The organism is Nocardia sp. NPDC060249, from assembly GCF_042728755.1.
In the GTDB taxonomy this organism is placed as follows: Bacteria; Actinomycetota; Actinomycetes; order Mycobacteriales; family Mycobacteriaceae; genus Nocardia.
This window is the reverse complement of sequence record NZ_JBHXAQ010000002.1, coordinates 1,377,138-1,397,760: the sequence shown is the minus strand read 5'-3', so window position 1 is coordinate 1,397,760 and position 20,623 is coordinate 1,377,138. Positions and strand designations below refer to the sequence as shown.

22 protein-coding genes are annotated in these 20,623 nt (G+C 67.7%); 16 read left to right on the top strand and 6 right to left on the bottom strand.

Annotated elements, in window-relative coordinates:
- Positions 1-127 precede the first annotated feature (127 nt).
- From ACFWFP_RS13825 to der, 6 genes are read left to right on the top strand one after another with little or no spacing between them, the layout of a single operon-like run.
- Positions 128-961 (top strand): ParA family protein, encoded by an 834-nt coding sequence (locus ACFWFP_RS13825; RefSeq protein ID WP_379295140.1) that lies wholly within the window; start codon positions 128-130, stop codon positions 959-961.
- A 17-nt stretch (positions 962-978) separates the two neighbouring features.
- A complete protein-coding gene (locus ACFWFP_RS13820; protein WP_379295086.1) occupies positions 979-1,842 on the top strand; it encodes a segregation and condensation protein A in 864 nt (287 codons plus the stop codon).
- Positions 1,839-2,495 (top strand): SMC-Scp complex subunit ScpB, encoded by a 657-nt coding sequence (gene scpB, locus ACFWFP_RS13815; RefSeq protein ID WP_101463266.1) that lies wholly within the window; start codon positions 1,839-1,841, stop codon positions 2,493-2,495. The genes ACFWFP_RS13820 and scpB overlap by 4 nt, the downstream gene beginning before the upstream one ends.
- Positions 2,496-2,503: 8 nt before the next feature.
- Positions 2,504-3,862: a pseudouridine synthase gene (locus ACFWFP_RS13810; RefSeq protein WP_379295085.1), complete on the top strand. Its 1,359-nt coding sequence runs from the start codon at positions 2,504-2,506 to the stop codon at positions 3,860-3,862.
- Between the two features lie 38 nt (positions 3,863-3,900).
- Positions 3,901-4,605 (top strand): (d)CMP kinase, encoded by a 705-nt coding sequence (cmk, locus tag ACFWFP_RS13805; protein ID WP_379295139.1) that lies wholly within the window; start codon positions 3,901-3,903, stop codon positions 4,603-4,605.
- On the top strand, positions 4,602-6,017 hold the full coding sequence (gene der / locus ACFWFP_RS13800) for a ribosome biogenesis GTPase Der (RefSeq protein WP_379295084.1): 1,416 nt from the start codon (positions 4,602-4,604) through the stop codon (positions 6,015-6,017). The genes cmk and der overlap by 4 nt, the downstream gene beginning before the upstream one ends.
- A gap of 53 nt (positions 6,018-6,070) precedes the next feature.
- On the opposite strand, the gene ACFWFP_RS13795 is transcribed toward der, so the two are convergent.
- Positions 6,071-6,667 (bottom strand): TetR/AcrR family transcriptional regulator, encoded by a 597-nt coding sequence (locus tag ACFWFP_RS13795; RefSeq protein WP_379295083.1) that lies wholly within the window; start codon positions 6,665-6,667, stop codon positions 6,071-6,073.
- A 90-nt stretch (positions 6,668-6,757) separates the two neighbouring features.
- On the opposite strand from ACFWFP_RS13795, the gene ACFWFP_RS13790 reads away from it, so the two are divergent.
- Complete coding sequence (locus ACFWFP_RS13790; RefSeq protein ID WP_379295082.1) at positions 6,758-7,645, top strand: alpha/beta fold hydrolase; 888 nt, start codon at positions 6,758-6,760, stop codon at positions 7,643-7,645.
- A gap of 184 nt (positions 7,646-7,829) precedes the next feature.
- Positions 7,830-8,105 carry a YggT family protein gene (locus ACFWFP_RS13785; protein ID WP_379295081.1) on the top strand — a complete coding sequence of 92 codons (276 nt, stop codon included), beginning with the start codon at positions 7,830-7,832 and terminating at the stop codon, positions 8,103-8,105.
- On the opposite strand, the gene ACFWFP_RS13780 is transcribed toward ACFWFP_RS13785, so the two are convergent.
- The gene (locus ACFWFP_RS13780) at positions 8,095-8,979 is read right to left on the bottom strand and encodes a helix-turn-helix transcriptional regulator (RefSeq protein ID WP_379295080.1); all 885 of its coding nucleotides are present in this window, start codon (positions 8,977-8,979) and stop codon (positions 8,095-8,097) included. The two genes, ACFWFP_RS13785 and ACFWFP_RS13780, sit on opposite strands and share 11 nt — an antisense overlap.
- A gap of 102 nt (positions 8,980-9,081) precedes the next feature.
- On the opposite strand from ACFWFP_RS13780, the gene ACFWFP_RS13775 reads away from it, so the two are divergent.
- The 3 genes from ACFWFP_RS13775 (at position 9,082) to ACFWFP_RS13765 (ending at position 12,141) form a co-directional block, all read left to right on the top strand.
- A complete protein-coding gene (locus ACFWFP_RS13775; protein WP_379295079.1) occupies positions 9,082-9,834 on the top strand; it encodes an SDR family oxidoreductase in 753 nt (250 codons plus the stop codon).
- A gap of 135 nt (positions 9,835-9,969) precedes the next feature.
- Positions 9,970-11,226 (top strand): aspartate kinase, encoded by a 1,257-nt coding sequence (locus ACFWFP_RS13770; protein ID WP_379295078.1) that lies wholly within the window; start codon positions 9,970-9,972, stop codon positions 11,224-11,226.
- A 69-nt stretch (positions 11,227-11,295) separates the two neighbouring features.
- Positions 11,296-12,141, top strand: coding sequence for an alpha/beta fold hydrolase (locus tag ACFWFP_RS13765; RefSeq protein WP_379295077.1), 846 nt, complete (start codon positions 11,296-11,298; stop codon positions 12,139-12,141).
- Positions 12,142-12,145: 4 nt separating this feature from the next.
- Here the strand turns inward: ACFWFP_RS13765 and ACFWFP_RS13760 are convergent, their stop codons facing one another.
- Both ACFWFP_RS13760 and ACFWFP_RS13755 read right to left on the bottom strand, forming a co-directional pair.
- A complete protein-coding gene (locus ACFWFP_RS13760; protein WP_379295076.1) occupies positions 12,146-12,868 on the bottom strand; it encodes a GNAT family N-acetyltransferase in 723 nt (240 codons plus the stop codon).
- 427 nt (positions 12,869-13,295) lie between these two features.
- Complete coding sequence (locus ACFWFP_RS13755; RefSeq protein WP_379295075.1) at positions 13,296-13,604, bottom strand: hypothetical protein; 309 nt, start codon at positions 13,602-13,604, stop codon at positions 13,296-13,298.
- A gap of 67 nt (positions 13,605-13,671) precedes the next feature.
- On the opposite strand from ACFWFP_RS13755, the gene ACFWFP_RS13750 reads away from it, so the two are divergent.
- Together ACFWFP_RS13750 and ACFWFP_RS13745 are read left to right on the top strand one after the other, a co-directional pair.
- Positions 13,672-13,956 (top strand): hypothetical protein, encoded by a 285-nt coding sequence (locus tag ACFWFP_RS13750; RefSeq protein ID WP_379295074.1) that lies wholly within the window; start codon positions 13,672-13,674, stop codon positions 13,954-13,956.
- Between the two features lie 156 nt (positions 13,957-14,112).
- Positions 14,113-15,678, top strand: coding sequence for a sugar porter family MFS transporter (locus ACFWFP_RS13745; protein ID WP_379295073.1), 1,566 nt, complete (start codon positions 14,113-14,115; stop codon positions 15,676-15,678).
- 24 nt (positions 15,679-15,702) lie between these two features.
- Here ACFWFP_RS13745 and ACFWFP_RS13740 read toward each other — a convergent pair whose 3' ends face one another.
- Entirely contained in the window at positions 15,703-16,632 is a 930-nt protein-coding gene (locus ACFWFP_RS13740) for a TetR family transcriptional regulator (protein ID WP_379295072.1), read from the bottom strand.
- Between the two features lie 130 nt (positions 16,633-16,762).
- Here ACFWFP_RS13740 and ACFWFP_RS13735 point away from each other — a divergent pair, with 130 nt between their 5' ends.
- Both ACFWFP_RS13735 and ACFWFP_RS13730 read left to right on the top strand, forming a co-directional pair.
- Positions 16,763-17,971 carry an acyl-CoA dehydrogenase family protein gene (locus ACFWFP_RS13735; RefSeq protein ID WP_379295071.1) on the top strand — a complete coding sequence of 403 codons (1,209 nt, stop codon included), beginning with the start codon at positions 16,763-16,765 and terminating at the stop codon, positions 17,969-17,971.
- The gene (locus tag ACFWFP_RS13730; protein ID WP_379295070.1) at positions 17,968-18,987 is read left to right on the top strand and encodes a phosphotransferase family protein; all 1,020 of its coding nucleotides are present in this window, start codon (positions 17,968-17,970) and stop codon (positions 18,985-18,987) included. Before ACFWFP_RS13735 ends, ACFWFP_RS13730 begins: the two co-directional genes overlap by 4 nt.
- Positions 18,988-19,033: 46 nt before the next feature.
- Here ACFWFP_RS13730 and ACFWFP_RS13725 read toward each other — a convergent pair whose 3' ends face one another.
- The gene (locus ACFWFP_RS13725; RefSeq protein WP_379295069.1) at positions 19,034-19,681 is read right to left on the bottom strand and encodes a TetR/AcrR family transcriptional regulator; all 648 of its coding nucleotides are present in this window, start codon (positions 19,679-19,681) and stop codon (positions 19,034-19,036) included.
- A 102-nt stretch (positions 19,682-19,783) separates the two neighbouring features.
- On the opposite strand from ACFWFP_RS13725, the gene ACFWFP_RS13720 reads away from it, so the two are divergent.
- Positions 19,784-20,620: an SDR family NAD(P)-dependent oxidoreductase gene (locus tag ACFWFP_RS13720; protein ID WP_379295068.1), complete on the top strand. Its 837-nt coding sequence runs from the start codon at positions 19,784-19,786 to the stop codon at positions 20,618-20,620.
- The last annotated feature ends 3 nt before the right edge of the window (positions 20,621-20,623 follow it).

Here is a 20,623-nt window from a genome sequence, read left to right as displayed (position 1 = left end):
CCCCGATCGGCCTCGCTACCCTCGACAGGGGTTACCGGCAAGGAAAACGTATAAGGAGCAGCGGATCGTGACGACAGCGGAAACACCGTGGGACGGTGGACCGGAACAGGTCGCCGAGGCCGTCGAGATGGGCCCGACCGGCCGCCCGCTGCGACTGGTACCCGACCCACCCCAGGTCCAGCGACATGGCGACGCACTCGTCGTCGCCATGTGCAACCAGAAGGGCGGGGTCGGAAAGACCACCTCGACCATCAATCTCGGTGCGGCACTGGCCGAGTACGGTCGCCGGGTGCTGCTCGTGGATCTCGACCCGCAGGGTGCGCTCTCGGCCGGGCTCGGGGTGGCACACCACGATCTCGAACTCACCGTGCACGACCTGCTGATCGGCGGCAAGGCCAGGGTCGACGACGTGCTGCAGACCACCAAGGTCGACGGCATGGATCTGTTACCCAGCAACATCGACCTCTCCGCCGCCGAGATCCAGCTCGTGAACGAGGTCGGCCGCGAACAGTCGCTCGGTCGCGCCCTGCACAGCGTGCGCGATCGCTACGACTACATCCTCATCGACTGCCAGCCCTCGCTCGGCCTGCTCACGGTCAACGCGCTGGCCTGCTCCGACGGCGTGATCATTCCGATGGAATGCGAGTACTTCTCGCTGCGCGGGCTCGCGTTGCTCAACGACACCGTCGAGAAGGTGCGCGACCGTCTCAACCCGCGGCTGAGCCTCTACGGCATCGTGGTCACCATGTTCGATGCGCGCCTGCTGCATTCGCGTCAGGTGATGTCGCGGGTGGTCGAGGTGTTCGGCGACCTGGTCTACGACACCGCCATCTCGCGCACCGTGCGCTTCCCCGACGCCAGCGTCGCGGGCGAGCCGATCACCACCTGGTCGCCGAAATCGGGCGGCGCCGAGTCGTATCGAGCGATGGCCAGGGAAGTCATCCACCGGTCTGGCCGGTGATCGGAGCTACACCTGCGGTGCAAGCAGTACCCGAAGACGCGGTGCCGGCCGCGGGCAAACCCGGTTTTCATCTGCGGCTCACCAATTTCGAGGGGCCGTTCGATCTGCTGCTGACGTTGATCAGTTCGCGCAAACTCGATGTCACCGAAGTCGCGCTGCACCAGGTCACCGACGAGTTCATCGCCTACACCAAGGCCTTGACCGCCGAGCTGGCCGAGAACACCAAACTGCGCGCGGACAAGATCCTCGACCAGACCACCGAATTCCTCGTCGTCGCCGCCACTTTGCTCGACCTCAAGGCCGCTCGGCTGCTGCCCTCGGGTGAGATGACCGACGCCGACGATCTCGAACTCCTCGACGCGCGCGACCTGCTGTTCGCGCGATTGCTGCAGTATCGCGCGTTCAAGCAGGTGGCCGAACTGCTCGCCGAGCTGGAAGCCGCGGCCCTGCGCCGGTATCCGCGCTCGGTGGCACTCGAGGAACAGTTCGAAGGGCTGCTGCCCGAGGTGACTATCGGTGTCGATATCGCCGCGTTCGCCGAGATCGCGGCGGCGGCGTTCCGGCCACGTCCGATCGCCGAGGTCGGGCTCGGGCATCTGCACATGCACACCATCTCGGTCGCCGAGCAGACCGAACTGGTGCTCGCCCTGTTGAAGCAACGCGGGCCGGGCGGCTGGACAACGTTCGCCGAATTGGTGGTCGACTGCACAGTCCCGGTGGAAATCGTGGCGCGGTTCCTGGCGTTGCTGGAGCTGTACCGCGGTAAGACCATCGCCTTCGACCAACCCGATCCGCTGGGGCCGTTGGCTGTCAGCTGGCTCGGCGAGCTCGACCCGGACGCGGAAGCAGCGGCGTTGACCTTCGAGGAGGATTACGGATGACGGAAGCAGTGGCGGAATTCACCTCCGAGCCACTCGACGACCTCGAACTGCGGTCGGCGCTGGAGGCGATGCTGCTCGTCGTCGATGCCCCGGCACCGACAGAACAGCTGGCAGCGGCCTTGGACGACACCAGCGAGCGGGTCGAAACCGTCCTGCGCGCGATGTCGGCGGAACTGAGCGCGCGGGGCAGTGGTATCGACCTGCGTTTCGTCGGTGACGGATGGCGCTTCTATACTCGACAGGAGTACGCGCCCTATGTCGAGCGGGTACTGCTCGACGGGGCCCGGACGAAGCTGACCCGGGCCGCCTTGGAAACCTTGGCGGTAGTGGCCTATCGCCAGCCGGTGACCCGCATGCGGGTCAGCGCGGTCCGAGGGGTGAACGTCGACGGAGTGATGCGCACGCTGCTGGCCAGAGGCTTGATCGCGGAAGCGGGTCAGGACCCCGAAACCAACGGCACGCTGTACCGCACCACCGAGTTGTTCCTCGAACGGATCGGGCTCGCCTCTCTCGGCGACCTGCCACTGCTGGCGCCGCTGCTTCCCGGCGTCGATCTGATCGACGAGATCAGCGAGAGCCTGGAAACCGATCCCCGGTTCACCAGGCTGAAGAAACCCGCCGAGTCCGATATGGATCTCGGCACCGACGATTGACAGGACAGATGAATAATTCCGCTCGCCGAGATGGCACACCGGATCGAAGAAATCGCAGCGACCAGCCCCGAAGTGGCGCGAATCGAACCGCGGGCAACCGTGGCGAGGGTGCGCGTACCGGGCAGGGTGGCTCCCGCGCAGGGGCTCCCGGCCGCCGCGGCACCGGCGCGGGTGGCTTCCAGCGCGGCAATCAGACAGCAGCCCGGTCCGCGGGCAGCTACCAGCGTGACGCCGAGTCCGGCGGCCGCCGTGGTGGCTCCACCGGCGGTTACCAGCGCGATGACCGTCGCAGCGCCCCGGCCGGTGGCGACCGCCGTGGTCCGTCTGCCGGTGGTTACCAGCGTGACGACCGTCGTGGTGGCCCCGCAGGCGGAGGTCAGCGTGATGATCGTCGCGGCGCCGGCGCCTCCAGCGGTGGCGGCTACCCGCGTGGTGACGCCGATCGCGGACAGCGTGGTGGCACGGCCGGTCAGCGCAGCGGCGCTTCGGCCGGAACACAGGCCTTCGCGGCTCGCAAGAAGTCCACGAAGCCGCAGAAGAAGGTCGTCGCTCCGACGATCCTGAACAACGCCAGGCCTGCGCGCCACCAGCACTCCGACGCCACCGAGGGCCCCAAGAAGCTGCCATGGGGCGAAGGCGAACGGTTGCAGAAGGTGCTCGCCAAGGCGGGTGTGGCTTCGCGTCGCGCCGCCGAGGAGATGATCGCGGCCGGTCGCGTCGAGGTCGACGGCAAGATCGTGCGTGAGCAGGGTCTGCGCATCGACGCCGAGAACGCGGTCGTGCGCGTCGACGGCACCCGTGTGGTGGTCCGCGACGAACTGGTGCACCTGGTGCTGAACAAGCCCAGGGGCTGGCAGTCCACCATGTCCGACGACCTGGGGCGCCCCTGCGTCGGCGATATCATCGCCGAGCGGATCGCCGCTGGTCAGCGACTGTTCCACGTCGGCCGTCTCGATGCCGACACCGAGGGTCTGCTGCTGGTCACCAATGACGGAGAGATGGCGCATCGACTGATGCACCCTTCGTTCGAAGTTCCCAAGACCTACTTGGCCACCGTCGACGGCGAAGTGAACTACCGCTTGGTCGGCAAGCGCTTGCGCGAAGGTGTCGAGCTCGAGGACGGGCCCGCCAAGGTCGACAAGTTCATGGTGCTCGAGGCCTACCAGGGCCGGTCGCTGGTGAAGCTCGTGTTGCACGAAGGCCGTAAGCACATCGTGCGTAGGCTGCTCGACGAGGTCGGCCACCCGGTGATCCGGCTGGTGCGCACCCACCTCGGCCCGGTGGCACTGGGCGACCAGCGTCCCGGCACGCTGCGGGTGCTCGGCCGCGACGAGATCGGCAAACTCTACGAGGCGGTGCAGCTGTGAACGGTGTGGACTTTCCCCTGGAATTCGCCGGCGACCGGATGACCGGTGACGCGACGCTCGTCGTCGCGATGGACGGTCCTTCCGGCACCGGCAAGTCCAGCGTGTCGCGTCGGCTCGCCGCGCGCCTCGGGGCCCGCTACCTCGACACCGGCGCCATGTACCGGGTCGCCACCCTGCGCGTGCTGCGCGCGGGCGTCGAACTGACCGATGCGGTTGCGATCGCGGAAACTGTTGCGGCACTGCCGCTTTCGATCGGCACCGACCCCAGCCACGAGGTGATCGAACTCGACGGTGAGGACGTCTCGGCGGAGATCCGCGGCGACGCCGTCACCAAGGCGGTCTCCGCTGTTTCCGCGGTGGCACAGGTGCGCGAGCAGCTCGTTGCCCTGCAGCGCGAGATCGCGGCGATGGCCGGACGCATCGTGGTCGAAGGCCGCGATATCGGCACCGTCGTGCTCACCGGCGCCGACGCCAAGATCTATCTCACCGCCTCCGCGGAGGCACGCGCGCAGCGGCGCAACGCTCAGAACATCCGCGAGGGCCGCGGCGACGATTACGCGGCCGTGCTGGCCGACGTGCAGCGCCGCGACACCCTCGACTCCACCCGCACAGTGTCGCCGTTGCGCCCCGCCGCCGACGCGGTGCTCGTCGACACCAGCGACCTGACGATGGCACAGACCATCGAGGAGCTGTATCGCGTGGTGGCTCAGCAGCTTTCGGCCACGACAGGAGGTCCGCGATGATCGAAGAGATTCTCGTAGGCGACGGAACCTGGACCGACGAGTCCGAATGGGAAGTCCTCGACATCGACGGGGACGGCGAAGGCGAACAGCACGTCGCCATGCCGACGCTGGCCGTGGTCGGGCGCCCGAACGTGGGCAAGTCCACCCTGGTCAACCGTATTCTCGGCCGCCGCGAAGCGGTGGTCGAAGACGTTCCCGGCGTCACCCGTGACCGCATTTCATACGAGGCCAACTGGGCCGGGCGCCGCTTCATGGTGCAGGACACCGGCGGGTGGGAACCCGACGCCAAGGGTCTGCAGCAGCACGTCGCGCGCCAGGCCGAGGTGGCGATGGAGACCGCCGACGCGATCCTGCTCGTCGTCGACGCCACCGTCGGCGCTACCACGACCGATGAGGCCGCGGTGCGTAAGCTGCGCCGCTCCAAGATCCCGGTGATCCTGGTGGCCAACAAGGTCGACGACCAGAAGGTCGAACTCGAGGCGGCCTCGCTGTGGTCGCTGGGTCTGGGCGAGCCGCGCATGGTTTCGGCCGCGCACGGTCGTGGCACCGGTGACCTCCTCGACGACGTGCTCGGCGCGTTGCCCGAGACCCCGCGGGAAGGCACCGCCGTCGCGGGACCGCGTCGCGTGGCACTGGTCGGCAAGCCGAACGTCGGCAAGTCCAGCCTGCTCAACAAGCTGGCGGGCGACGAGCGTTCGGTGGTCCACGATGTCGCGGGTACCACCGTCGACCCGGTCGACTCGCTGGTCGAACTCGGCGGTAAGACGTGGAAGTTCGTCGACACCGCCGGTCTGCGCCGCAAGGTCTCCAATGCCACCGGTACCGAGTTCTACGCCTCGCTGCGGACGAAGTCGGCGCTGGAAGCCTCCGAGGTCGCGATCATGCTGATCGACGCCTCGGTGCCGATCACCGAACAGGACCTGCGCGTGATCAGCCTGGTCGCCGACTCCGGTCGCGCGCTGGTGCTGGCGTTCAACAAGTGGGACCTGGTCGACGAGGACCGCCGCTACATGCTCGAGCGCGAGATCGATCGCGATCTGGTCCGGGTGCCGTGGGCGCAGCGGGTGAACATCTCCGCCCACACCGGCCGCGCCGTGGCGAAGCTGGTGCCGCAGATGGACACCGCGCTCGAGTCCTGGGACAAGCGCATCTCCACCGGCCGCCTCAACACCTGGCTCAAGGAAGTCATCGCGGCCACCCCGCCGCCGATGCGTGGCGGCCGTCAGCCCCGCGTCATGTTCGCCACCCAGGCGAGCACTCGCCCGCCGACGTTCGTACTGTTCACCACCGGGTTCCTCGAGGCGGGCTACCGCCGCTTCCTGGAGCGCCGCCTGCGTGAGGAGTTCGGTTTCGACGGTTCGCCGGTGCGCATCTCGGTGCGTGTGCGCGAGAAGAAGGAACGCAAGAAGTAGTTCGAATGCCAGACGAGTGAGCCCCGGCGAATATCGCCGGGGCTCTTCGTTTTTCAGTCGCCGAGCACGCGGTCGAGCAGATGGTCGACCAATTGTGTTGCGCGCGAGGCATAGTCGTCGTTGGTGAGCATTCCTTGCGTCAGTCCGCCGACGGCGAGCAGGATCACCTCGGCATCAGCGGTGAGCGTTTTCTCGTCGGCGCCGGGACCGCGCAGCTGCCGTAGTTGTCCCGCGACCGCGTCGACGATGTAGTTCGGGGCGCCCGCGGTATCGGCGGATTCGACATCGGGGCCGGTGAGCGTCGCGGCGTGAAAGATGCCGAGAACGACAGCGTCGCGCCGACTGGCCTCGTCGAGGGGCAAGACCGAGATCAGGATCGTGCGCACGATATCGCGGGGACCGGCGTCCGGTCCGAGCGCCGCGAACCCCTGTGCCATCCGGGCACCGGAATCCTCGACGACAGCACGGTGTGTGGCGAGCAGGAACTCGCGTTTGGTGCCGAAGTAGTACTGCACCGACCGCACCGAGACCCCGGCTTCGGCGGCCACGGACTGGAAGGTCGCGGCGTCGAGTCCGCCCCGGGCGATGACCCGCCGCGCAGCACCGGTGATCGATCTGCGCCGTTCTTCGTGATCGGCCAAACGCGGCATCGCGCCTCCTTCTGTCCCAGCAGATTTTCATGGTACGCCCATATCACCTTTGTGGTACAGTGATATCACCAACGAGAAACAGGGGTGGTCATGGCCAAGATCGGGCGATTCAAGAACGACAAGGCGCGCGAGGAGTACCTGCGGACCTATCGAGAACTGGAAAAGCAGTGGCGGATCCCCTCGACCACGCGCGACATCAGCACCTCCTTCGGCTCCACCCGCGTCCGCACAGCCGGTGCGGGCGACGGCGTGCCGATCGTGCTGATGCACTCACTCGGTGGCAACAGCCTGTCCTGGGACCACGTCATCGAGGACTTCGCGCGCGACCGCGTCGTCCACATGCCCGAGATGATCGGCGCTCCCGGCCTCAGTGTGCAGACCGCGCCGATCGACGAAACGGGCTTCGGTGACTGGTTCGGCGAGGTCCTCGACGGTCTCGGCGTCGACCGGGTTCACCTGGTCGGCTACTCGCAGGGCGCGTGGCAGGTGATGGTCATCGCCACCTCTCAGCAGGCGCGGCTGGCGAGCGTGAACGTGGTGGAACCCAGCGGCACGTTGACGAAGATCAAATGGAGTCTGCTGTGGATGATGCTGCGCGTGGGAGCCCGGCCCACGGACAAGAACCTCCGCACGATGAACGCGCGGCTCAACCCCGGCGTCACCCTGACCGACGCGGAATTCGCCGGTGTGAAGGCGGCTCTCGGATACATCCCCACGATCGGCTACCCGAAGATGTTCACCGACGAGCGGCTGGCCACCATCACCACACCGACTCTGGCACTGATCGGGTCGGAGTCACTGGTGGTCGATCCGCAACTCGCCGCACAGCGCCTGCGCGACAACCTGCCCACCTGTGAGATCGAGATCGTTCCCCGTGCCGGACACGGCCTCTTCCACCAGTTCCCGAAACTGGTCACCGCGCGCATTCTCGACTTCACCCGCCGCTACGAGCCGACGGACGCCCGCCACGGCGAGTAGTTCGCCGCCGCCACGACTCGCCGTTGCCGTCCAGGTGCCACCACGCCGCGTGCGCGATCGCGTCCGTGATCCCGGCCGCCGGCCTGATAATCGTCTGAGAACACTCGGGTGGTGGACACCTTGGCAATGTCGGGCACGTTGAGAGCGGTAAGAGGTCTTCTACGGCCTCCGCGAGGAGTGCGTCATGAGTCTTATCGGAACCCTGGTCGGCTACGCGTTGACCATATTCTTGCTGCTGCTGATCGCCCGGATGGTGGTGGACTGGATCGAAGCGCTGGGCAACGGACCCCAGTGGGCCCGCAAGGCCAGGGAGGTCACCCACGCCGCGACCGAACCGGTGATCGCCCCGGTGCGCAAGGTGCTCAAGCCGATCCGGATCGGCGACTTCTCGTTGGACCTGGCCTTCACCGCCGTGTTCATCGCTGTCCTGATCCTGCGAGCGGTCGCCTTCAGCCTGTAGCCGAGGTGGCGCTGCCGACGGGACGGTGAGAGGTCGGTGAGCTCAATGGCTCGGCGTCGACGGGCAAGCCCGCGAGCAGGGCCAGTGACTGTTCGGAATCGGAACCCGGCTCGGCGTGGTAGACGACCAGTGTCTGCCCCGGCGCGCCGTTGACCGTGAAGGTCTCGTAGGACAAGGTGAGCTCGCCGACCAGCGGATGGACGAAACGTTTCTCGCCTGCGGTTTTCGCACGGACGTCGTGCTTGGCCCAGAGGCGGCGGAATTCGTCGCTCTTCAACGACAGTTCGCCGACCAGCTCGGTCAGGCGCGGGTCGTCGAGATCGGTGCCCGTGCCGACCCGCAGGCCGGCCACGGTCTCTGCGGCGATTCTCGGCCAATCCGGAAAGACGTTGCGTGCCTCGGGGTCCAGGAACACCATCCTGACCTGATTGACTCCCGGCGCCGAGCACGAATTCAGCGCGAGGGCCGACGGTGTCGCGGCCAGAACATCCATATACCGGCCGAGTACCAGCGCCGGGGTGTGCGACCAGGTGCGCATCAGGCGCAGCAGGCTCGGCGTGACGCGTTCCGGTCGTCGCGGTGCGCGGAGGCGTCGCGGTGCCGGGCGCGCCAATTCCCGCAGGTGCGCGATGCCGTCGTCGTCGAGGGAGAACACCCGGGCCAACGCCGCCACGATCTGATCGGACGGATGCTTGTCTCGGCCCTGTTCGAGCCGGATGTAGTAATCGGCGCTCATCCCGGCCAGCATGGCCACTTCTTCGCGCCGGAGCCCGGCTACGCGGCGCTGACCGCCACCGGCCATTCCGAACTCTTCGGGGCCCACCTGCTGGCGTCGGGCCCGTAGGAACGCACCGAGGCGATTGTCGGAATCCATGCTTTCGAGGGTAGGCCGACCTCGCGGCGGCTGGGTGGCCCTCGCGCTACCAGGAAGTGTGCGACCTGGCACGTGTCGGGGACCGAGACGAGCGTTGTGGCCATGACGAACAACAACATCGAAGACCGAGTCGCCGTGGTCACCGGAGCGTCCAGCGGTATCGGTGCCGCCACCGCGCGACGGCTGGCGGCCGAGGGCATGAAGGTCGCACTGCTCGGGCGGCGTAAGGATCGGCTGGAAGAACTCGCGGATGCTCTCGGCGCGAACATTCTCGCGGTGACTGCCGACGTGAGCGTGCGGCAGTCGGTCCTGGACGCCGCAGCGCAGGTGCGTGCCGCGTTCGGCTCCGTCGATCTGGTCGTCGCGAACGCGGGCAGCATGCTCGGCGCGCCGTTCGAGCAGGCCGAGATCGACGAATGGGACCAGATGGTGGGGACGAACATCAACGGATTGCTCTACACCGGAAGAACTTTCATCGATGATCTGCTCGTCACCGCGGCTGCCGGTCGCCGCGCTGACCTGGTGTTCGTCGGTTCCATCGGCGCCCACACCGCGTTCCCGAACTACGGCGTCTACTGCGCCACCAAGGCGGCGGTCGCGCACCTGACCCGCAACCTGCGCATCGAGTTCGGCCCACGCGGAGTTCGGGTCAAGAACATCGAACCCGGATTCGTCGATACCGAACTCGGCGCGGGAATGCGCGATGACCACCGGCGTGCTGAGCTCGACGCGTGGCGGGACGGACTGGAAATCCTGGTCCCCGAGGACATCGCCGACGCGATCGCCTTCGCCGTCTCGGCACCACGCCGAGTGAACGTCGCCGAACTCATCGTCGTACCCACCCAACAGGGATGATCGCGGACTGCCGCCGAAACCATTCGGCGGCAGTCGTTTTCGTTGCCGAATTGGTACGGCCGTGCCCGGATTGCCTGGATACTCGAAGGGGTCACCCGCGGATCGCGTGCGGGGGAGCAGGGGAGAGGACTCGGGATGGCCCTGGTTGTGCAGAAATTCGGCGGTTCGTCGGTCGCCGGCGCGGAGCGGATCCGGCGGGTCGCCGAGCGGATCGTGGAGACGAAGAAGCAGGGGCACGATGTGGTGGTGGTCTGCTCGGCGATGGGGGATACCACCGATGAGCTCCTCGAACTGGCGGGCCAGATCGCCTCCGCGCCGGACCCGCGCGAGCTGGACATGTTGCTCACCGCCGGTGAGCGGATCTCGAATGCCCTGGTAGCCATGGCGATTCATGCACTCGGTGCGGAAGCCCGATCGTTGACGGGCTCGCAGGCCGGCGTGATCACCACCGGCACCCACGGCCGCGCCAAGATCATCGAAGTCGACCCCGGCCGGGTGCGCCGCGCTCTCGACGACGGCGAGGTGGTGCTGGTCGCCGGATTCCAAGGCGTGAGCCAGGACAGCGACGATGTCACCACGCTCGGCCGTGGCGGCTCCGACACCACCGCCGTCGCGCTGGCCGCGGCGTTGAACGCCGATGTCTGCGAGATCTACACCGATGTCGAAGGAGTCTTCACCGCCGACCCGCGGATCGTGGCCGACGCCCAGAAACTCGACCAGATCTCCTACGAGGAGATGCTGGAAATGGCGGCCTGCGGGTCGAAGGTCCTCATGCTGCGCTGCGTCGAATACGCGCGCCGCTACCAGGTGCCGGTGCGTGTGCGCTCGTCCTACACCGACACGATCGGCACCACGGTTTTCGGCTCGATGGCCGACATCCCCGCCGACCAGGCCGTGCTCACCGGCGTCGCGCACGACCGCGACGAGGCCAAGGTGACCGTCGTCGGCCTGCCCGACGAGCCCGGCTACGCGGCCGAGGTGTTCCGCGCGGTCGCCGACGCCGAGATCGGCATCGACATGGTCGTGCAGAACACCGGTACCGGCCGCACCGACATCACCTTCACCCTGCCCGCCGCCGACGGCGCGCGTGCGGTCGCCTTGCTGCGCGAGCGTCGTACCGAGATCGGCTTCGCCGACGTCCGCTACGACGACCGCGTCGGTAAGGTCTCGTTGATCGGCGCGGGCATGCGCAACAATCCGGGCGTGACCGCGAGCTTCTGTGAGGCGCTGGCCGCGGCGAATATCAATCTCGACCTGATCGCGACCTCGGAGATCCGCATCTCCGTGCTGGTCCGCGACACCGACCTCGACGAAGCGGTGCGCATCCTGCATCGGGCCTTCGACCTCGGTGGGGCGCAAGTCGCCGTCGTGCACGGGGGAACAGGGCGGTGAGTGTTGTTGACGCCGCGCACGGGCCGGGAGTAATTTACCAATAAGTAAGTTACCGGATCGGAGGGTTCGTTGAGCACTCAGTTGACCACCTTCACCAGGGCGGGACTCGAGTTCGACGTCGTCGACTCCGGTCCGTCCGACGGCCCCGTCATCGTTGCGCTGCACGGCTTTCCGCAGACCGCCACCTCACTGCAACCGCTCACCGCGTTGCTCAACGCCCGCGGCTACCGCACCCTCGCCCCGAACCAGCGCGGGTACTCACCCGGCGCCCGGCCGTCCGGGCGCCTGGCCTACCGCGTGCCGGAGCTCGTCGACGACGTGGTCGCGCTGATCGAGGACATCGATCGCGGTCCGGTGCATCTGGTCGGGCACGACTGGGGCGCGATGGTCGCCTGGTCGCTGGCCGCGGCCAGGCCCGAACTGGTCCGCACGATGGTGACGGTGTCGGTGCCGCATCCCGCCGCGCTGGCTCGGTCGATGGTCAGCAGTGATCAGCTCCTGCGCTCGTACTACATGGCCTTGTTCCAGCTTCCGGTGCTGCCCGAACGCGTGCTCCGCGCGCGGCCCGCGTTGCTGGACGGGTTGCTGGCGAAATCCGGCATGAGCGCCGAGGCCGTCGCCCGGGTCCACAGCGAGATCATCGACTCGGGCGCGCTCACCAGTGCGCTGAACTGGTACCGCGCCCTGGCCTTGACCTCCCGGCGGGCGGTGACCAGGCGTGTCACGGTTCCGGTGACACACGTGTGGAGCACCGGCGACACCGCGCTGTCTCGGCGTGGCGCCGAATTGACCGGCGAGTTCGTCACCGGCGACTACCGCCTGGCAGTACTCGACGGCTCGCACTGGCTGCCCGAGGAGCGCCCGGACGAACTCGCCGACCTGATCGCCGACCGCATCGAGTCGCGGCCGGGCTGAAGCCTCAGCCGATCGGCGAAGAAGCCAACGGCCGCAACGCCGCCGCGGTCGCCGGGATCAGCGGTGCTCGCCGCAGGGCCGCGCGGGCGGCGAGTTGCTCGATGATCCGGCCGCGCACTCCCGGCCATTCGTCGTGCAGGATCGAATAGAACGCGGTATCACGCACCGCGCCGTCGAGCCCACGCGAATGTGCCCGGCGCACACCGTCACTCACCGCGCCGAGGCGTTCGATCGCCGCCCGGGAGCGCAGGTTGCGAGCGTCGGCGCGCAGGGTGACCCGCCGCACGCCCCAGCTGTCGAAGGCGTGGGTGAGCAGCAGCAGCTTGGAGTCGAGATTCACCTGGCCGCCCCGCACCGCGGGGGTGAGCCAGGTGTTGCCGATCTCCACGGCGTCGGGGATCGCCCCGCCCGGCAATGAGGTGACCGGTTCGGCGGACAACGGCCAGCTCAGCGGCCCCTGCCAGTAGTCGAGCCGGGTGAATCGGGTCGCCCCGACCACGCACTCGTCGGCGACGGTGACGATCGCGAAGGCCAGCGTTGTGCCTGCCAACTGCGCCGCTTCGGCCTGGAAGACATAGGTTCGCGCCTCCTGTTCGCCGTGCGGGACGACGGTGAACCCGGCCGGGCCGTCGAGCGCGGCGGCCGCGGCGATCAGTCCGGGGACGTGGTGGGGTGCGAGTGGTTCCAGCCGTGCGATGCGGCCGTGGAGGATAGCGGGTGCGGGCATGGTGACCGGCGTCCCTTCGTCTGAGAGGGTCGCCGACAGCGCGAGGCGTGGACCCTGCTCACGCGGCACGCGATTTCGGCGAAGCGACACGAACGATCCAGCAGCATCGAAAAACTAGATCAAGATAGCCGACGTGATGCGTTCGCTCATTCGAACCCACCCAGATGTCGCGGCCCGGAAAGTTTCGGGCCGCGAGGATCGGTCCTACCGCGCGTCGGCGATCACCGCGACGATCAGTTCCTTCCACACCGACAGGTCTGGCCGATGGTGGGAGAACTCCCGCGTCACGGCACGGTTTCTGTGCGGCGTCGGCACCGAAGTGGTTCGGGGCGTTGCGGTTTCGGGCGTGGTGGGAGTTCGCTGGGCGGTTTCCGTCACGAAGCCGTGTCGGTGGCTCGCGGCGGTACCCACTGGATCGTGACGTGCGTCAGGGCATGTTTTCCCACGTCAGGGCCGTAACGGTTCGATAAATGACATGAATGTCGGCTTCTCGATCAAATGTCCAGTTGTGCGGGGGTTTCGCCAGTTCCGGCCTGTGTTCTGCCGGAATGTAACGCGCGTTATCGAACTGTGTCGCACAAGTGTTTGATGTGATGCAGATCACACCATCTATATTCCGGTCGACCCGGCTGGCAAGCTCGTAATTGCTGAACGTTAACCGTTCGTGATCATCGACCGGGGCGACGCGGACCCGGGATCGCGAACGCCCTGCACCTCCGCCGCGGCGGGCGGTCATCGAAAGATCCGCCACGGATCACTTATCGGCCGCGTCGGGACGGCTGTCCGGAAGGGACCTGATCAGTATGAGCAGCATCTACTTCGAATCGAACAGCAATCTGCCAGTTACCGACCGAAGTCGCCGCGCCGCCACGGCCACCGAATCGGCCATCGCGCCGCTGGCGATGCCGGGTCTGATCCTGGGACTGGTCCTGCTCGGCCTCGGTGTGACCGCTCTGCTGCGCCTGGATGACTGGGTGAGCAACTACGGGTCGGTCCTGGTGGTGCTCGCGTATGTCCTCTACATGGCCGCGGCCGTTCGCCTGGTGCTCTGGGGCGCGGTGACCGTCTGGTCGCTGCACAGGCGATAACCAACGGCGAGCGTTGCGATCGGCGACGATTCCGATAAGGGCGTGATCGCCACTCACCTCTGCTGTGCGAACGAATTGTGCGTGGATTTCGCGCTGTCGCGAAACTTCCGAGCTCGATCAAGGTGCAGGAACCGACCATCCGGCGGAGGTGTGGACATGTCCGATTCTCCTCGTGGATCCACCGATAAGGAACCGGAGCGACGCGGCGCGGTATTGAACCCCACCGTGCCCATGGCGCAGACTTCCGGCGGACGATTCATCGGACCGAACACCGATACCCCGGTCCGGGTCCCGCATTCCGTCCAGGACGACGACACGGCGTCCCCGGTCACCGAACCGCCGGTCGAGACGCCGCCCGATTCGCCCGAGCGAGTCGCGATGCGAGCCAGGATCAAGAAGTTCGTCCTCACCGTCGTCGTCATCGCCGCGCTCGGTGGCGCGCTGTTCGGCTACGACACCGGCGTCATCTCCGGCGTGCTGGTCTACCTCACGCCCGACTTCGCACTGAGCCAGACCCAGGTCGGCGTCATCACGAGTTCGCTGCTCATCGGCGCTGCGATCGGCTCGATCACCGGCGGCTGGATGGCCGACCGGTGGGGCAGACGGATGACGCTGCTGTTCGCCGGCGCCCTGTTCTTCCTCGGCGCGCTCGCCCAGGCACTGGCGCCCGATGCCACGGTCATGATCATCACCCGCCTGCTCCTCGGCGTCGCCGTCGGGACCGCCTCGCTGGTGGTCCCCATGTACGTCTCCGAGATCTCCCCGCCGAGCTATCGTGGGCGCCTCGTCTCGATGAACTCGCTGATGATCGCCAGCGGACAGTTGCTCGCCTACGTCGTCAACGCGCTGCTCGCCCCGACGCAGAACTGGCGGCTCATGCTCGCGATGGCGGCCATCCCGGCCGCGGCGCTCGTGATCGGCATGTATTTCATGCCGGATTCACCGCGGTGGTATCTGAAACAGGGCCGCACCGCCGATGCGAAGAAAGTTCTCGAACAGTCCTATTACCCGGAGAATGTCGAGCCGACGATCGCCGACATCGAACAGTCCGAGGCCGCCGACGCGGCGGTCAAGGACAGTTTGAGCGACCAGTTGCGGAAACCGAAGGTGCGCGCGCTGTTCTACACCGGCGTCGGATTGGCATTGATTCAGCAATTCGTCGGCGTCAATACCGTCATCTACTACGCACCGTCCACGCTCGCCCAGGCGGGGATGGGTGACAATGCGGCGATCACCTCGGCGATCGGCATCGGTGTCGGCGCGGTGATCGGCGTGATGCTCGGGATGAGCCTGGTCGACAAGATCGGCAGGCGCCCACCGATGTTCCTCGGCCTGGCGATCATGGTCGTCGCCTTGGTCGGTATGGGTCTGATGGAACGGCTCACGCAGAGCACTGCCACCGGCTACGTATTGGTGACATTGATGATCGTGTACGTCTGCGCCTTCCAGCTCGGTGTCGGGGTGCCCACCTGGTTGCTGATCTCGGAGATCTTCCCCGCCCCGATCCGCGCCACCGCGATGAGTATCTGCACCTTCCTCATCTGGATGGGCAATTTCACCGTCTCCCTGGTGTTCCCGCCGCTGGGCGAACTCTGGGGCGCGTCGACGATGTTCTTCCTCTTCGCGGTCGTTTCCGCGCTGTCGCTGGTGTTCTGCTACCGCCGGGTGCCCGAGACCATGGGAGAGTCCCTCGACGACATCACGCGCGAAGCGGAGAGCTGACTTCCGGCGCGTTCCGCCGGTCTGCTATCGGTGCCGGCTGTCCACTCCGAGCAGTCCGAGGGCGAAATCCGCGTAGGCGGCGGCTATCTGTTCGGGGGAGGACGGGCCGTCGAGCCGGAACCACTGGGGGAGTGCGGTACACATTGTCGCGATGGCACGTCCCGCGTCGCGGGCATGGTCGGTCGATCGGTTGGCCTCGGTCAGGGCGGTGTCGATGTCGGCATCGAGAAGGTATTGGATCTCGTTGCGGGAGGCGGTGATCCGATCACGATCGGCCGGGTTCAGGCTGCGCATCTCGCTGGCGCCGATGAAGGCGAGTTCGCGTCGGTGCGTGTGGAACAGGGCCAGCGCTTCGACGACACGGGTCACTCGTTCGCGGCCGTTCGTGCCGTCGAGGCGTGCCGCGCGCACCCGCCGGTGCAATTCGTCCATGGTCAGGTCGAGCGCGCGGACCAGCAGGTCTTGTTTGTCGCGGTAGTGGTGGTAGACGCCGGGCACGCTCATGCCCACCCGCGCGGCGATCGAGCGCATCGTGGCGCCGTGATACCCGGTCTCGACGAAGGAATCGATGGCGGCGGCGAGCACCGGGTCGATATCCAGTGGCGGGAACTCACGCCAGGAACCCGGTGCCTCGGGGCGGGGCGAGCCGGGTTCCACGGGCGCGGGGCTCTCGGTGGGGCGCGTGGGGCGCGAATCGGTCGCGCGCAGTTCGGGGAGTGCGGCACCGGTGGTGCGCTGGTCGCCGATCAACCGGGTCACCGTTGTGCCCAGCTCGGCGGCGAGAGACCGCAGGCGCGCCACCGAGGCGCCGGTCTTGCCCGTCTCGATGGCGCTCAGCGTGGCCGCGCTGACCCCGATCCGCTGCGCGGTCGCCCGCAGTGACAACCCCGCCGCGGCCCTCGCCTGGCGCACCCGCGCCCCCACCGCCTGCTGTTCGGCCGCCGTCGACTTCATGGTGTTCAGAATAGCTGAACAAACATCGTGGCCCTACCAGGCCTGTTGACAGTATGAATCCACCCATGCGACTGTCGTAACAGTCAATGTGCCGAGCGATCGTTCGGCCACCGAGCCGAGGAGCGGACCCGTGCCGATCGACCTGTCCTATCCGTCCGAGGTGCAGAGCCTGGCCGACCGCACCCGCGCCTTCGTCCGCGACCACGTGCTGCCGGTCGAAGACGCGCACGACGGCGACATCACCGCGGCCGGTGGTGAGAAACTGCGCGTCGAACTCCAGCAGGCCGCCCGTGACGCCGGTGTCTTCGCCCCGCACGCGCCGCTCGAATACGGTGGCCACGGTCTCGACATGTCGAACCGTGCCCCGGTGTTCGAGGAGGCGGGCTACTCGCTGTTCGGCCCGACGGCCCTCAATATCGCCGCCCCCGACGAGGGCAATGTGCACATGCTCGCCCACATCGCCGACCCGGAGCAGAAACAGCAGTTTCTCGCGCCGCTCGCTCGCGGCGAGGTGTGTTCGGCCTTCGCCATGACCGAACCCGCCCCCGGCGCGGGCTCGGACCCCTCCGCGCTGCGCACCTGCGCGGTCCGCGCCGACGGCGGCTGGCGCATCACCGGTCACAAATGGTTCATCACCGGCGCCGACGGCGCGGGCTTCTTCATCATCATGGCCCGCACCTCCGGCGAGCCGGGCCAACGCGGCGGCGCCACGATGTTCCTGGCCCCTGCCGACAGTCCGGGCATTCGCGTCGGCCGCCATCTCGACACCCTCGACAAGTCGATGATCGGTGGCCACTGCGAGGTCTTCTTCGACGACCTGCTCGTCCCGGAGTCGGCGGTACTCGGCGAAGTCGACCGCGGCTTCGAATACGCCCAGGTGCGCCTCGGCCCCGCCCGCATGACCCACGTGATGCGCTGGCTCGGCGCCGCCCGTCGCGGCCACGACGTCGCGGTCGCGCACGTGGCGGACCGCGAGGGCTTCGGCGCGCGCCTCGGCGACCTCGGCATGGTCCAGAAGATGATCGCCGACAACGAGATCGACATCGCCGCCACCCGCGCACTGCTGACCCGCGCCTGCTGGGAACTCGACCGCGGCGAGCCCGCCGCGAACGCCACCTCCATCGCGAAAACCTATGCCGCCGAAGCGATCTTCCGCATCGTCGACCGGAGTATGCAGATGTGCGGCGGTCTCGGTGTCTCCGCCGACCTGCCGCTGGCGCGACTCTCGCGCGAGGTGCGCCCCTTCCGGATCTACGACGGTCCCTCCGAGGTGCATCGCTGGGCCATCGCCAAACGCGCGGTGAGCGCCGCCAAGCGTGCGAAGCGAGACTCCGAATGACGCTGCCGGGCATGGACATCGCCGCACTCGAACAGTTCCTGCGCGCCAACGGCGTCGAGGTGCGGGGCGAGCTGCGCGTCGAACTGATCAGCGGCGGCCGGTCGAATCTGACCTTCGCCGCCGCCGATGACGTCTCGCGCTGGGTGGTGCGCCGCCCGCCGGTCGCCGGGCTCACCCCGTCGGCGCACGATATGGCCCGCGAATACACCGTCACCAGCGCGTTGCAGGCATCGGCTGTGCCCGTGGCGAAAACGGTCGCCTTCGACGCGACCGGGTCCGCGCTGGGCGCGCCGATGACCGTCGTCGAGTTCGTCGACGGGACAGTGTTTCGCGACCAGGACGATCTGGCCGCGCTCACCGATGAGCAGGTGGACTCGAGTGTGCGCGAACTGGTCCGCGTCCTCGCGGATCTGCACGCCGTGGACCCGGTCGCCGTCGGCCTCGAATCATTCGGTCGGCCCACCGGTTTCGTCACCCGGCAGGTCAACCTCTGGGCATCCCAATGGGAGCGGGTCAAAACCCGCGAGCTGCCGGATGTGGCAGCCCTGCATGCCGCACTGGCCGCCGCGATTCCCCCGGAGACCTCGGCCTCGATCGTGCACGGGGACTTCCGTATCGACAACACGATTCTCGACAGTGTCGACCCGAAAACCGTTCGTGCCGTGGTCGATTGGGAGCTGTCGACCCTCGGTGACCCGCTCACCGATGTCGCCCTGATGTGCGTCTACCGGTCGCCGATCTTCGATGTGATCCTCGGGACCAGTGCGGCGTGGACCAGCCCGCGCCTGCCGAGCCCCGACACCCTCGCGCAGGCCTATGCCACCGCGTCCGGGCGTGAGCTCGACAACTGGGGCTTCTATCTCGCCCTGGCCAACTTCAAACTCGGCATCATCGGCGAGGGCATCACTCATCGCGCCCACCAGGGCTCCGACACCGGTTCCGCCGCCGACCGGGCCGCCGAGGCCACCCCGGAATTCATGGCGGCCGGCCTGCGCGCGCTGAAAGGATCCGCGTAGTACCGCTGCGCGGTCGAGGCGAACGCCGCCCGGCGTGTGGTGCGAGTTATCCGATGAGCTCCGGGGGCAGGAACATCACGCCGAGCTGCGCCGCGATCGCGCTGGTGTGATCGACGATGCGGTCGGTGTCCACCTCGAGCACCCCGGAACGCCAGGCGGACAGCAGTTCGATGAAGCCGCCGATGCCGGCCAATGTGCTCATCCGCATGGCGGTTTCGTCGACGTCGGGACGCAGATAGGGCCACGCGGCGGCGATGAGCAGATCGGTCGCGTCGGTGAGCATCGTCTTGCGGCGCTGTTCGAGCACGGCGCTGCCCGCGTGGTCGGCCAGCAGAATCCGGGCGCGTCCGCGCAGATCGGTCTGCAGTTCGACGGCACAGGCGATGGCCGCGCGGGTGATCTCGAGGGGGGTCCGGTCGGCATTCTCGGCGACGACGCTCGCCAGTTCGGCGAACACCCCGGCGCACACCTCGTCCCAGACCTCGGCCAGTAGTTCGTCGCGGTCGGCGAAGTGCTCGTAGAAGTAACGATCGTTGAGCGAGGCCCGCTGGCAGACCCCGCGCATGGTCACCGCGGCCCAGCCGTGGTCGAGCCAGATATCGAGGGCTGCCTCGACCAGGCCGACCCGCCGCTGCGCCCTGCGCTCCTCGGCGGTCCGCCCGCCCCAGGTCCGGGCCGGTGCGCGCACATCCATGGTTGACAAAGTACTCCTCCGCGCGCCTAATTGGTGTCAGGTGCGGCCAATGGTGGCAGATGCCACCAATTAGAGTCGCACCGGGACGACCCGGGAGTTGCCATGCGATTGTTCCCCTTCGGCGGACACCGCCGAACCACTGCCGCCGACGCGGTGGTGACCGGCGCGGGTAGCGGAATCGGACGTGCGTTCGCCGTCGAACTCGGTCGTCGAGGCGGGCGCGTCGTGTGCTCCGATATCGACCCCGACCGTGCGGCCGAGACCGCCGAACTGGTCGAGGTGGCGGGCGGCAAGGCGATCGGCACCCGCTGCGATGTCACGGTGATCGACGAGGTCGAACAACTGGCGGCCACCGCGCAGGACTGGTTCGGCGGCCCGCCCACCGTCGTCGTGAACAACGCGGGCATCGGCGCGGGCGGACCGGTGGTCGGCGAGTTCGCCTTGGACGATTGGCACCGCACGCTCGGGGTGAATCTCTGGGGCGTCATCCACGGCTGCCACGTCCTCGCGCCGATCCTGCGCGCGGCCGGGCGCGGGTCGCTGGTGAACGTCGCCTCGGCGGCCGCGTTCGGCGCGGCACCGCGGATGGCCGCCTACAACGTCAGCAAGGCGGGTGTGCTGGCGCTGTCGGAGACGATGTCGGCCGAGCTGGCCGGCACCGGCGTCGGCGTCACGGTGCTGTGCCCGACCGGCGTGAAAACCAATATCATGACCGCGGATTCGCCGATGGACGACACCGCCGAGCGCCTCGGCGGGTTGCTGCTGCGCTGGACCGGCCGCGCGCCCGCCGCCATCGCCCGCACCACTCTCGACGCGGTGGACCACGGCGAGCTGTATGTGGTGCCACAACTCGAAGCCAAGGTGCTGTGGCAGGCCAAACGCTGGCTACCCGCGACCTACACCCGTTCGGCAGGCCTGTTGGAGCGGGTCGTGCGCTGATCC

Bases quoted from the DNA above. Each gene is read 5' to 3' on its own strand.
- ACFWFP_RS13825 (WP_379295140.1), top strand. From the start codon at position 128: ATGGGCCCGACCGGCCGCCCGCTGCGACTGGTACCCGACCCACCCCAG.
- scpB (WP_101463266.1), top strand. From the start codon at position 1,839: ATGACGGAAGCAGTGGCGGAATTCACCTCCGAGCCACTCGACGACCTC.
- ACFWFP_RS13810 (WP_379295085.1), top strand. From the start codon at position 2,504: ATGAATAATTCCGCTCGCCGAGATGGCACACCGGATCGAAGAAATCGC.
- cmk (WP_379295139.1), top strand. From the start codon at position 3,901: ATGACCGGTGACGCGACGCTCGTCGTCGCGATGGACGGTCCTTCCGGC.
- der (WP_379295084.1), top strand. From the start codon at position 4,602: ATGATCGAAGAGATTCTCGTAGGCGACGGAACCTGGACCGACGAGTCC.
- ACFWFP_RS13795 (WP_379295083.1), bottom strand. From the start codon at position 6,667: ATGCCGCGTTTGGCCGATCACGAAGAACGGCGCAGATCGATCACCGGT.
- ACFWFP_RS13790 (WP_379295082.1), top strand. From the start codon at position 6,758: ATGGCCAAGATCGGGCGATTCAAGAACGACAAGGCGCGCGAGGAGTAC.
- ACFWFP_RS13785 (WP_379295081.1), top strand. From the start codon at position 7,830: ATGAGTCTTATCGGAACCCTGGTCGGCTACGCGTTGACCATATTCTTG.
- ACFWFP_RS13780 (WP_379295080.1), bottom strand. From the start codon at position 8,979: ATGGATTCCGACAATCGCCTCGGTGCGTTCCTACGGGCCCGACGCCAG.
- ACFWFP_RS13775 (WP_379295079.1), top strand. From the start codon at position 9,082: ATGACGAACAACAACATCGAAGACCGAGTCGCCGTGGTCACCGGAGCG.
- ACFWFP_RS13770 (WP_379295078.1), top strand. From the start codon at position 9,970: ATGGCCCTGGTTGTGCAGAAATTCGGCGGTTCGTCGGTCGCCGGCGCG.
- ACFWFP_RS13760 (WP_379295076.1), bottom strand. From the start codon at position 12,868: ATGCCCGCACCCGCTATCCTCCACGGCCGCATCGCACGGCTGGAACCA.
- ACFWFP_RS13755 (WP_379295075.1), bottom strand. From the start codon at position 13,604: ATGACCGCCCGCCGCGGCGGAGGTGCAGGGCGTTCGCGATCCCGGGTC.
- ACFWFP_RS13750 (WP_379295074.1), top strand. From the start codon at position 13,672: ATGAGCAGCATCTACTTCGAATCGAACAGCAATCTGCCAGTTACCGAC.
- ACFWFP_RS13745 (WP_379295073.1), top strand. From the start codon at position 14,113: ATGTCCGATTCTCCTCGTGGATCCACCGATAAGGAACCGGAGCGACGC.
- ACFWFP_RS13740 (WP_379295072.1), bottom strand. From the start codon at position 16,632: ATGAAGTCGACGGCGGCCGAACAGCAGGCGGTGGGGGCGCGGGTGCGC.
- ACFWFP_RS13730 (WP_379295070.1), top strand. From the start codon at position 17,968: ATGACGCTGCCGGGCATGGACATCGCCGCACTCGAACAGTTCCTGCGC.
- ACFWFP_RS13725 (WP_379295069.1), bottom strand. From the start codon at position 19,681: ATGGATGTGCGCGCACCGGCCCGGACCTGGGGCGGGCGGACCGCCGAG.
- ACFWFP_RS13720 (WP_379295068.1), top strand. From the start codon at position 19,784: ATGCGATTGTTCCCCTTCGGCGGACACCGCCGAACCACTGCCGCCGAC.